Genomic DNA, 11,290 nt, shown 5'->3' on the forward strand with positions numbered 1-11,290 from the left:
TGACCGGTACTAATAGGCCGAGGACTTGACTACTAAGCTGCTACGCGTCCACTGTGCAACTCTGAACAAGCGAACACCCGTGAACTGTTGCCGGGGTTGTTTGATATGTTCATAGAGTTACGGCGGTCATGGCGGAGGGGAAACGCCCGGTCACATTCCGAACCCGGAAGCTAAGCCCTCCAGCGCCGATGGTACTGCACTCGTGAGGGTGTGGGAGAGTAGGACACCGCCGGACAATCTTCCAGAAAAGGCCACCCCTAACCGGGGTGGCCTTTTCTGCGTTTTCGCTTCTGCGTCTCCCCGGCTAGGCGCCCGATGCCGGTGACCGATACCTGGCCTAGGCTCGTTCCTGTGGATGACCTCCTGGCGAAGGATCAGACCGCGTGACCGGAGGAGTCGATGCGGGGATGACCCCAGAGCGACCGATGCCCACTCAGGACGACGTGCTCGGATACTTCGACACGCTGTCGAACTGGGGACGGTGGGGTGACGACGACGAGCTCGGCACCCTGAACCACATCACCGACGGCGTTCGGCTGGCGGCGGCGCGGGCCGTGCGCCACGGCCGGAGCGTGTCCTGCGCGTGGGAGGTCGCCGTACCGGAGGAGATGGAGCGGTCGACGATGTCGTGCCCGTGCGCCGCCGACATGCCGGGTGCGGAGAACATGCGGGTGGCCGCCTTCCACGCCGATCGGCGATGGGGTTTCTCGTCCGAGCGGCTCGGCATGACGTTCCACGGCAACGCCATCACCCACATCGACTCGCCGTGCCACCTCTTCTGGGACGGCACGATGTACAACGGCCGCTCGCACTCGTTGGTCGACGCCGCGACGGGATCGGCGTGGGCGGCCGTCACGGCCGCGGCGAACGGCATCGTCACCCGTGGTGTGCTGCTGGACGTCGCGGGGGCCCGCGGTGTGCCGTGGTTGGAGCCGGGCCAGGGTGTCTTTCCCGAGGATCTGGAGGAGGCCGAGCACCGCCAGGGCGTCCGGGTGCGACCCGGCGATGCAGTGCTTCTGCGCACCGGCTACGGCCGCTTCCGGCACGAATCCGGTGTGGCCAGCGGTTTCACGCAGGCCGGCTGGCACGCGTCCTGCCTGCCGTGGCTGCACGAACGGCAGGTCGCGCTGATCGGCGCCGACACTCCGCAGGACGTACAGCCGTCGGGGTACGACGACGTGTTGATGCCGGTGCACGCCGTGAGCCTCGTCGCGATGGGTCTGTGGCTGCTCGACAACTGCGACCTGGAGGCGTGCGCGACAACGGCCGCCGAGCTGGGCCAGTGGGACTTCCAGCTCGCCGTCGCGCCGGTCCGCTTCGCCGGCACGTCCGGCAGCCCGGTCAACCCGATCGCCACCTTCTGACCACGGCGTGAGGGCGGCCGTGGAGGCTCAGGAGGGCTTGGGGCCGCAGACGTAGCGGGGCTCCGCGTCGTAGCGCCAGGTGAACTTCTCCCGCTTGACGACCACGCCGCCCTTCTTGATGACCCGGAAGGCGTCCTGGGCGAAACCGTTGATGCCGTTGCTCGGAATGCACGACGGGCCGGGTTCGAGGTGGATGACCTTCGGGGTGGTGATGTCGCGCCGAGGGCCGTACTCGGTCTTCACGCTGTCGTAGATCTTCGTGCTCCAGATCGAGACGGTCACCGAACTCGACGTGTACGAGGTGTCGATGAGCAGGCCGTACTCGGTGTTGTTGCGGAACTTGAAGTCCAGGCTCGGCCAGAAGATGGTCGACTCGATGACGGCCGGGTACCTGTCGAACCAGTACGAGTGCGGCTTGTGCTCGACGTCCTCCAGGCCCGCGTAGTAGGTGGCGTTGAACAGGGTGGTGGTGAACTGCGAGGTGCCACCGCCGACGCCCGGCACCAGCTTGCCGTCCAGGATGACCGGCGCGTCCCGGTAGCCCTGCGCGTAGCCACGTTCGCCGGTGTGCCCGTTCAGGGAGAACGTCTTGCCCGGCAGTACGACCGTGCCGTCCACCTCCTTGGCGATGGTGGCGATGTTCTGGCTGCGCGACGACGCCATGCCACCGGTGAACCGCGTGGTGAAGGTGGACACCCGCTCCTTGATGCCCAGACCGGCCAGCTTCTCCGCGGTCAGCTCCGGCGGTGTCGCCTTCAGCTCGCCGGTCACCTCGCGTCCGTCGGACCTCGGCAGCACGGCCAACAGGTCACGACCTAGGGCTGCGGTGTCGAGCTGCTGGCCGGCCCGACCGTCGGTGACCTTGGGTCGGCCGCCGGAGATGGTCATCGACGCGTCCTTCGGGGGCACCTCGATCGCGAGCAGGTCGTCGCCGAGGGCTGCGCGCAGCCGCTTGACGTCGACCGCCGGGGTGAGCTTGCCGGCCTTGTCGGCGGTGAATCGGAGGCTCTTCGCGATGGCCGCCGGTGGCACCTGCACGGAGCCCTTGTCGGTGCGCAGGGTGACCGGCGCGGCGACCGCCGGCTTGGCCAGCTCGGCGACCAACCGGTCCAGCTCCTCGGCGGTGGTCGCCGGCTGACTCTCCACGAGCGGCACGGCGACCGGGGTGCCGGCCAGCCACCCGGTGCGGACGGCGTCGGCGGAGCGCTGCGGGTCGAACGCCAGGCTCGGCTTGGGGCGTACGACCTTGGGGGTGGTGCCCTGGTAGGTGATGGCCGGCATCGTCATCGGGCGGACCTGGTCGCCGAGCACCTTGCGCAGGGCCGCGTCCAGCCGGTCGGCGTCGATGGTGACCACCGGGTCGACGGTTCGGGAGCCGACCAGCCGACTGACCGGGTGCGCGTCGGCCTCGGCCGCCGCGGCCACGCTGGCCGTCACGTCGACGCTCAGCCCGACCTCAACGGGGTTGATCTCGGCGGTGCGCTCCCCGACCGTGACCCGCAGTGGCGCGGCGAGGGCCGCCGCCCGCCGGTCCAGCTCAGCCCGCAACTCCCGGTCGGCGGCGCTGCGGCTCCGACCGCCCAGCTCGGCGCCGAGCACGCTGGTGCCCCGGGGCACGTCCCCGGCGTACGCCCAGGCGCCGGCGCCCGCCACGGCGGCGAGGACGGTGCCGGTGACGCCGGCCGCGAGCAGCATCCGCACCCGGCGGGGACGGCGTCCACCGTTGCCCGGCTCGCCGGTGGCCGTGGGCGGCGTGACCGGATCCGGCCCGTCGTCCGGCCAGGTGACCGCGGTGACCTGCACGGTGGGTCGGTCGTCGGTGGGTGGACGTTTATCGCCGTACAGCGTCACTGCAACCTCGATCGCCAGGTGCCAGGGGAGGTCCCCCCTCCCGGAGGACACCACGGTAACCAATGCTCGGCCGTCCGCGCGGGCTGCGCCCGCTCTGCGCTGGCACCGCGTGTCGTTCGGCGTGTCGCGTGGGCCGGGGGCGAGCCAGGGCCGGGGTCGGTGCCGACGCCGGGTCGCCGCCGTGGCACGGTGGCGGGGTGGACGCTGCGGAGCGGGTGTTGGCGTACGGCGGCGGTTGGCTGGAGCGGGCGGGCGCGCTGCGTACCGACGCCGCTCGACTGGACGCGCTGCTGACCGACCCGACGACCGTGGTGCTGCCGCTGTGGCGGGACCGCTGCCTGGTCGACGGGGTCGGGCCGGTCCGGTTGACGGGCGACCGCGCGTCCCTCGTCCGGTCGGCTGCCGCCGAGACCGTCTTCCTGGGGCTCGACGGGGACGTCGCGGTGTTCGCCGTGGACCTCTCCGGGCTCAGCGAGCCCGCCGCCGTCGAGATGGCGGGCGCGACGCGGGCGGTCGACGTACGGGCCCTGGTCGGGCGGCTCGACCCGGCTGCCGCGGCGGTCCAGGCGTACGCCCGGGGGTTGCTGCACTGGCACCGGCAGCAGCGGTACTGCGGCACCTGCGGCGCGGCGGCCGTCGCCGGCGGTGGCGGGCATGTGCGGACCTGTTCCGGCGCGGAGTGCGGTCGGCTGCTGTTCCCCCGGATCGAACCGGCGATCATCGTGCTGGTCGAGGCGCCCGGCTCGCCGGAGCGCTGCCTGCTGGCCCGGCACGCGGGCGCGGCGGCGGACGCGTACTCGACGCTGGCCGGCTTCGTCGAGGTGGGCGAGAGCCTGGAGGACGCGGTCCGGCGGGAGATGGCCGAGGAGGCCGGTGTCACCGTGACGGACCTGGCGTACCAGGGGTCGCAGGCGTGGCCGTTCCCCGCCGGGCTGATGGTGGGCTTCCGGGCCCGCGTCGCGTCCGAGGAGGTGCGGGTGGACGGCGTGGAGCTGTTGGAGGCGCGCTGGTTCAGCCGGGCGGAGCTGCGCGAGCGGGTCGCCGCCGGTCGTCCACTCGGCCGGGTCGACTCGATCGATCACCAGTTGCTGAGCACCTGGTTGGCAGCGGGCGACTGACCCGGGCAGCGCCCAGGGGTCAGCCACGCGCGGGGCGGGCCAGCCAGACCAGCACGGCTGCGGTCAGCGCGGCGGTGACCAGCGCGCAGCTCAGTACGCCCTCGACCGTGCGCGGCGCCACCAGCAGGGCCGCACCGACCAGGCCGGCGGTGGCCACCCAGAGCGGCGCGGCCGGCCAGCGGGCACCGGTCGCCACTCTTTCGTTGACCAGCATGAACACCACCGCGTAGAGGGCGCCGGTGGCGGCGAAGAGCGGGGCCTCGCCGGCCAGGTGCAGGTAGTCCGCCCCGCCCACCAGCCGGAAGGCCAGCTCACCGGCGACCGCTGCGGCGGCCACCAGCACCGCACCGCAGGCCACGATCAGCCCCAGCGCGAGCGCCCGGGCCCGCCGGTCGCCCGAGGCCAGCCGCGGCAGCACCAGCAGGGTGACCACCTGCGGCGCCCAGAGCGCGCCCTTGGTGAGGACCGCGCCGACCGCGTAGCCGCCGGAGCCGCTGGCCGGCAGGAGTTGGCGGGCGAGGAGCAGGTCGGCGTACGAGATGACCAGCATCGCGAGGGTGGCACCGCACGCCGTCAGCACCTGCCGGCCGCTCAGGGTGCGGTCGCGGTCGTCGGCGAGGGTTGGTGCCACCCCGGGTCCGGGGACGCCGAGGGCCGGACCGCTGGGGGCGGCGGGCGCGGCGAGCCGGGCCAGCAGCGGGAGGACGACGAAGCCGGCCAGCGTCCCGAGCAGCAGGGAGCCGACCGGTCCCCAGCCGAGGGCGAGCCCGACGATGAGACCGCCGTAACGCCCGGCGGCGAGCCCGGTCATCGCGCCCGAGAGCCGCAGGAACCGCTGGTCACCCTGGAGCTCGCCGAGCCAGCGACCGGCCAGCACGGTGGCGAAGGTGGTCGGGGCGAGCAGCAGGGTCAGCGCGACCGGGAGCCGGAGCGCCACCGTGAGTACCGGTGCCGCGACGAGGGTCATCCCGGCGGTGAAGGCGGCGGTGCGCAGCGCCAGTCGTGTCGTCCCGCTGGGCCCCGACCGGGCGCGATGGGCCGCCACCGCGATCTGCAGGCCGAACCCGGGCACCGCCGCGATGGCGCCGAGTGCCAGCACCGTGGCCAGCGCACCCAGGTCGGAGGCGGTCAGCTGGCGGGCACCGAGCATCGGAACCAGGTAGGCCAACCCGTTGGTCAGCATGGTGGCGGCGGTGACCGCCGCTCCGGCGACACCGAGCCGCACGACCCCTGTGTCGCGGGCGGGGCGCTTCGCCGCACCGGGCTGGGCCGGGTCCGCCACCAGCCGGGGTTCCTCGGTGGTCACTCGGGCTTCGGTACCACGTCGCCGACGCTGATCTCGTTCGTGCAGAGCGTCAGGTCCGGCCCGCCGGTCACCGTCAGCTCCACCGCGCCGTCACCGCCGGTGATCTCGAAGAAGCGCTGGTTCAGGCCCCTCTTGACCGGGAACGTGTGGCTGCCCTGCCCGAAGCGCAGCACCGCAGTGCCATCGGCCGAGCTGAGGTACCCGATGCGGACGACCCAGTCCCAGTGGTGCCGTGGCTTGTCCAGCGGTATCCGGACGGTCTGACCGGCTTGCACCAGGTAGCCGCAGCCCTCCTGCGGGCCGGGCACGACGTTGCTGCCCTGGATGATGGCCACCTGGACCCGCCCCAGCCCGTCGAGTATCGAGGCGTTCTCCGTGTCCTCCACGAACTCCGGGCGGGAGCCGGCGGCGGCGAAGAACCGGGACTGATAGTTGTACGGCCAGGACAGATTCGACAACACCTCGCTCGGGAGCGGCGCGTCGAAGAAGACGGTGCCGGGCGGGGCGCTGGCCAGCTCGATCCGGGCCGTGTCGAGGTAGGACCGGCCGTACTTCTTCGCCCACTCGTCGCCGTAGCGCGACGTGGTCCAGACCGTGCCGAACATCGCCGCCACCAGCAGGAGCGCCAGACCAGCCGTCACGACCTCGCGGTACCGCTCGGGCACCGGCCCCAGCCAGTCCGGCGGCACTGGTGTCGAAGGCCGCCGCTCCCGTCCGCCGGCCGCGGACGACGCCGGGACGTCCGGCTCGCGCTCCGCGGAGGGCCGCGCCGTCGCCGGGGCCTCGGCTGCCGGCTCCGGATCGAACTCGGGATCCGGCTCGGTCCTCGGCTCGGCGGCCGGCCCGTGGTACGGGTCGTCCGGGGCCTCGGCGTGGATCACACCGGCCCGGGACGAGTAAGCCGCGACGCCGGAGCGCGGTGCGGCCGGCGACGGCTCCGAGCGCGGCACGTTGGGCTCTGCCGCGCTCGGTGCGGCGGCCGGCTCCGCGTCAGCGGACGGTGCGGGAGCCCCGGCGGGCGGGGACGCCTCGCCGTCGGTCGGTTCGCCGTCGGTCGGCGTCGGTCGGGCAACCCCGACGAGAGCGACACCGACACAGATGGCGGCGACCACCACGGCGTCGCTGACGTAGCGGGGCACCCCGCCGGCGACGCCGCTGAACACGGAGCCGAGCCGGGTGGCCGCCAGCAGCGTCGTGGCGATGATCAGGTAGCCGCCGAGCAGGACCCAGGCGCGGGTGGCCCTGCGGTCCCGCTTCACCGTCAGTACGATCAGCGCGGCGAAGACCGCCCAGGAGATCCAGCGGCCGAGGTCGGGCGGCGCGACCACCGGCGACCCGTCCCCCGCGCCGAGCCAGCCCCAGGGCCCGCCCAGCAGACCCGGCACGAGCGTGGAACCGAACAGTTGGGTGAAGAAGGACAGCACCTCACCCACCGACTCCGGCCGGCGCACGGACGACTCGGCGCGCTGCAGGTAGACCGCGGCGAACGCGCCGACCAGCGCGGTCAGCACCAGCCAGGACGGCCACCAGCGACGCAGCGTCGTCAGCACCGAGCGGACCGGCCCGCCGTCGGTGAGGAAGCAGACGGTGAAGAGGAAGACCAGCGGTACGACCAGCAGTGCCTTCTCGAAGAAGAGCAGACCCAGCAGTACGGCGAGAGCCAGCGACAGCAGGTGCCGCTTGCGGCGGGTGCGGACGTACCTGAGCTGGGCGCCGACGGCGAGCACCATGCTCAACTGCATCGGCAGCATGTTCGCCCCGACCGCCCACCACGAAGTCGCCTCCAGCGTCAGCGGGCTGAACAGGAACATCCCGAGCGGGACGAGCAGCAGCCTGCTCGGTCGCAGCAGGTCGCGCAGCAGCCGGTAGAACGCGACGGAGAGCACCGCCTGACCGGCCGCCATCAACAGCACGTACGGCCAGTAGGTGAGCCCGAAGGCGTCGGTCACCAGCCAGGTGAGCAGTCGGCCGCCCGGCATGAAGTGGTTGTTGTAGAGGGTGAGCAGGAAGCCCGGGGTGAGGGCCGATTCGCTGGACTGCGTGACCAGCACGTAGTCGTCGGCCGCCAGGTAACCGCGGGAGGCGATCTGGGCCCGCCACAGCACGCTGACCACGATCATCGTGACGGCGAGGGGCCGGATCGGATCGGTGCGTACCCGTCCACCGGCCCCGCCGGTTTCGCCACGCGCCGCGCCCACCTCGGATCCGGTCAATGCCATGGCGGGAAGACTGCCACACGGATGACGGGCCGCCCCATCAGGTCAACGGATGGTTCGGGGGCCGCCGGGTGGTCCGCGTACAGTGGCCGCCACCAGCGCGACGGGTGGTCGGGCCGGATCGGGGTGGGGTCGTCAGGATGCGCGAACGGATGGTGCCGCACGGCGTCGCCGCCGCCGTCACGGCGGTGGTCCTGACGCCGCTGCTGCTCCCCGGTTACGTGCTCCGCTACGACATGGTCTTCGTGCCCCGGCAGGCGTTGAGCTGGGAGGTGATCGCCCCGGCCTCGGCGCTGCCCCGGGCCGTCCCGCAGGACGCCGTGGTGGCGCTGGCCAACCAGCTCGTGCCGGGCTGGTTGCTGCAACGGTTGGTGCTGGTGGCGATCATCTACCTCGCGGCGCTCGGCGCGGCCCGGCTGGTGCCGACCGACCGGGTCGCGGTCCGGGTGGTGGCCGCCCTCGGGTACGCCTGGACGCCGTACCTGGCCGAGCGGCTGCTCGTCGGCCAGTGGGGACTGCTGGTCGCGTACGCCGCGCTGCCGTGGCTGGTCCGGGCGGCGATCGGGGTACGGACCGGCCGGCCCGGCGCGCTGCCGCGGCTGCTGCTCGCCGCGGCGGCATCGGCGATCACCCCGAGTGGCGGAGTGATCGCGCTGGTGGCGATCGCGGTGCTGCTGCCCGGACGGTATCCGGGAGCGGCCCGGGCGGTTTCGACCGCGCTGGGCGCGACGGTGCTGCTCAACGCGCCGTGGCTGGTGGCCGGTTTCGTGAGTACCGGCAGCGGCAGGTCGGACCCGGCCGGTGTGCTGGCGTTCGCGGCCCGGGCGGAGAACTGGGCGGGGCCGCTGGTGGCGCTCGCCGGCACCGGTGGCATCTGGAACGGGCAGACCACGCCAGCCTCCCGGGGTGCGCTGCTGGTGCCCCTGGTCACCGTGCTGGTGCTGGCCGTCGCCGGGTACGGCGTACCGCTGCTGTTCCGGCGCTGGCCCGCTCCGGTGGCCGGCCGCCTCGGCCTGCTCGCGGCAGGTTCGTGGCTGGTGGCGGCGCTCGGTGCGCTGCCCGGCGGCGCGGATCTGCTCGGCTGGCTGGTCGCGACGCTGCCCGGCGCGGGTCTGATCCGGGACGGTCAGAAGCTGCTCATCCCGTACGCGTTGGCCCTGGCGGTGGCCGGGGCGCTCGGCGCGGAACGCCTCGCCGACCGGCTCGCCGCCCGGTTCGACCCGGCCACCGGTCGGGTGCTGCTGGTCGGTGCCGCGCTGCTGCCGGTGGCGCTCCTGCCCGACCTGGCGTTCGGCGCTGCGGGTCGGCTCCGACCGGTGGCCTGGCCGGCGGACTGGACCGCGGTGGCGCGGCTGGTCGAGCAGCGGCCCGGTGAGGTGATCTCCCTGCCGCTCCAGGAGTACCAGCGCTACGGGTGGAACCGCGGCCAAGTGGTGATCGACCCGGCGCCCCGGTACCTCGGCGTGCCGGTACTGATCGACGACACGCTGCGCGTTGGTGGGCTGGCGGTGGCCGGCGAGGATCCGCGCGCCGCGCGGGTGCGGGAACTCCTCGCCGCCGGGACGCCGGTGTCGGCGGCCGGCCCGCGCTGGGTGCTGGTGCAGCGGGCGGCGGGGCCGGCGCCGCCGCCGACGTCCCTGGTCGGGCTGCGGATCGTCCACGATGGGCCAGAGCTGACCCTGTACGAGAACCCGCGCTGGTCTCCACCGCCCGCGCCAACCCGGCCCGGACCGGTCGGGCTCGCCCATCTGCTGGCCGGAACGGTGGTGCTGGCCATCGGTTTTTCGGGCACTGCGCGCGCACGCTACCGCGTGGTAGCGTCCCGGCACGCGAGTCCCGCGGAAGGAGAAGGTGGATGAGGAACCTGCCCGCATTCGTTGCCGTCGGGGTGCTCGGGGTCGTGCTCGGCCTGCTCGGTAGCGTCGGTCTGGCGAATGTGCTCAGCCCGTCCGCCAAGGAGGCTGCCACCACGAACGTCAATGGTGAGCAGGGCGCAGAGCCTCCGCTGTACGGCACGCGCTAAGTCAGACGACGAAAGGGCGCCCGCTGGTCGCGGGTGCCCTTTTCGTGGTGCTCGGAGTCAGTCGGCCCGGCCGGTCGCTTGGGTCACCAGTTGGGCGAAGCGGGCCCCGGTCGCCGTCCAGGTGAAGCGGGACGCGTGGTGCAGCGCCGCCTCCCCCATCGCCTTGCGCCGCACGTCGTCGGCCAGCAGTTCGCGCACCTGGTCGGTGAACTCGGCTTCGTCGTCGACGAGCAGGCCGGTTTCGGTGTCGACCATCGCCTCGGCGACCCCGCCGGCGTAGCGGAAGGCCACCGTCGGGGTGCTGCGCGCGGCGGCCTCGACGATGGTGAGCCCCCACCCCTCCTTGATCGACGGGGTGAGCGCCACCCAGGCCGAGGAGAGTACGGCGTGCTTCTCCTCCTCGCTGATGAAGCCGGTGAACCGGACGCGGTCGGCGATGCCGAGCGAGTCACACAGCTCCCGCAGCGGCTGCTCCCACCAACCCTGGCCCGCCACCACCAGCTCCAGGTCGGGCAGCTCGCCGATCAGTTCGGCGACGGCGCGCAATGCGATCTCCACCCGCTTGTGCGGGACCAGACGGCCGAGCACCAGCAGCGACGGGTGTGGGGTGCGCGGCAACGGTGGGCCGGTCACCGGGGGCGTGCCGTTGGGCACCACGTCGATCCGCTCGGCGGCCACCCCCAGTGCGGCCAGCTCCGCCCGGCTGGCCTCCGAGACGGTGACGTACCGGCAGCGGCGGTAGAGCCGGACGGCCAACCACGACTCGATCCACCAGCCCAGCCGGGCCATCCACGGGCCGAAGACGACCGGCCACTGCTCCCGGTGCACGTGGTGCACCAGCGCGATCACCGGGCGGCCGGCGTACAGCGGCGCGAAGAACGGCACCCCATTGCAGACGTCGATCACCAGGTCGGGCCGGCCCAGGCCGCGCCGGCCGAGCGGGCCGAAGCCGAACCGGCCGGCGAGACAGGTAAGCGCGGCGCGGGCGTACACGGTGTGCCGGGAACCGCGGCGCAGCACGCGGACGCCCTCGGCGGTGGTCTCCGCCGGACCGGCGTTGCCGTGCGCGGCGCAGAGCAGGGTCACCCGGTGGCCCATGGCGACCAGTTCGGCGGCGATCCGCTCGAGGTAGACCTCGGAGCCACCACCTTCCGGGTTGGTGGTGTCGCGCCAGTTGAGGAACAGGACGTGGCGTGTGGGGGCGACGGAGGGGTCCACGCTGCTCCTACCGATGAGTAAGTGAGCACGATCGCGCCACCCTAGGGCTGCCCGGCCGGTGGGCGCAATGGGTCGCACCGGCAGCGAAACTCGGATAACCGCTCGTCGATCGGGGTTTGCCGGCGACGGAAAACCTTGGCAGGGTGTGCAACGCAACCGCGTGCGGCGGCCGGCGTCCAGGTGGCGCCGCCCGA

The 11,290-nt window shown here is 73.0% G+C and carries 8 protein-coding genes and 1 rRNA gene; 5 read left to right on the forward strand and 4 right to left on the reverse strand.

The window, feature by feature from the left end:
* Positions 1-118: 118 nt before the first annotated feature.
* A 5S ribosomal RNA gene (gene rrf / locus ACFYPH_RS00005) occupies positions 119-235 on the forward strand.
* Positions 236-407: 172 nt separating this feature from the next.
* On the forward strand, positions 408-1,364 hold the full coding sequence (locus ACFYPH_RS00010; protein ID WP_387177750.1) for a cyclase family protein: 957 nt from the start codon (positions 408-410) through the stop codon (positions 1,362-1,364).
* 27 nt (positions 1,365-1,391) lie between these two features.
* On the opposite strand, the gene ACFYPH_RS00015 is transcribed toward ACFYPH_RS00010, so the two are convergent.
* Entirely contained in the window at positions 1,392-3,215 is a 1,824-nt protein-coding gene (locus ACFYPH_RS00015; protein WP_387177753.1) for a VanW family protein, read from the reverse strand.
* Between the two features lie 197 nt (positions 3,216-3,412).
* Between ACFYPH_RS00015 and nudC the strand changes: the two genes are divergently transcribed.
* Positions 3,413-4,333 (forward strand): NAD(+) diphosphatase, encoded by a 921-nt coding sequence (gene nudC / locus ACFYPH_RS00020; RefSeq protein WP_387177756.1) that lies wholly within the window; start codon positions 3,413-3,415, stop codon positions 4,331-4,333.
* A gap of 19 nt (positions 4,334-4,352) precedes the next feature.
* Here nudC and ACFYPH_RS00025 read toward each other — a convergent pair whose 3' ends face one another.
* Both ACFYPH_RS00025 and ACFYPH_RS00030 read right to left on the reverse strand, forming a co-directional pair.
* On the reverse strand, positions 4,353-5,615 hold the full coding sequence (locus tag ACFYPH_RS00025) for a polysaccharide biosynthesis protein (RefSeq protein WP_387179269.1): 1,263 nt from the start codon (positions 5,613-5,615) through the stop codon (positions 4,353-4,355).
* A gap of 20 nt (positions 5,616-5,635) precedes the next feature.
* Positions 5,636-7,858: a hypothetical protein gene (locus ACFYPH_RS00030; RefSeq protein WP_387177759.1), complete on the reverse strand. Its 2,223-nt coding sequence runs from the start codon at positions 7,856-7,858 to the stop codon at positions 5,636-5,638.
* A gap of 137 nt (positions 7,859-7,995) precedes the next feature.
* On the opposite strand from ACFYPH_RS00030, the gene ACFYPH_RS00035 reads away from it, so the two are divergent.
* A complete protein-coding gene (locus tag ACFYPH_RS00035; RefSeq protein WP_363936536.1) occupies positions 7,996-9,714 on the forward strand; it encodes a hypothetical protein in 1,719 nt (572 codons plus the stop codon).
* Positions 9,711-9,878 (forward strand): hypothetical protein, encoded by a 168-nt coding sequence (locus tag ACFYPH_RS00040; protein WP_158609830.1) that lies wholly within the window; start codon positions 9,711-9,713, stop codon positions 9,876-9,878. The genes ACFYPH_RS00035 and ACFYPH_RS00040 overlap by 4 nt, the downstream gene beginning before the upstream one ends.
* Positions 9,879-9,935: 57 nt before the next feature.
* On the opposite strand, the gene ACFYPH_RS00045 is transcribed toward ACFYPH_RS00040, so the two are convergent.
* Complete coding sequence (locus tag ACFYPH_RS00045) at positions 9,936-11,096, reverse strand: glycosyltransferase family 4 protein (protein WP_354859328.1); 1,161 nt, start codon at positions 11,094-11,096, stop codon at positions 9,936-9,938.
* Positions 11,097-11,290: the final 194 nt, after the last annotated feature.

It is taken from the genome of Micromonospora sp. NPDC005252, from assembly GCF_042872475.1.
GTDB lineage: Bacteria > Actinomycetota > Actinomycetes > Mycobacteriales > Micromonosporaceae > Micromonospora.

Excerpts from the sequence above, each read along its gene's own strand:
- ACFYPH_RS00035 (WP_363936536.1), top strand. The coding sequence starts at position 7,996 with ATGCGCGAACGGATGGTGCCGCACGGCGTCGCCGCCGCCGTCACGGCG.
- ACFYPH_RS00010 (WP_387177750.1), top strand. The coding sequence starts at position 408 with ATGACCCCAGAGCGACCGATGCCCACTCAGGACGACGTGCTCGGATAC.
- ACFYPH_RS00040 (WP_158609830.1), top strand. The coding sequence starts at position 9,711 with ATGAGGAACCTGCCCGCATTCGTTGCCGTCGGGGTGCTCGGGGTCGTG.
- ACFYPH_RS00030 (WP_387177759.1), bottom strand. The coding sequence starts at position 7,858 with ATGGCATTGACCGGATCCGAGGTGGGCGCGGCGCGTGGCGAAACCGGC.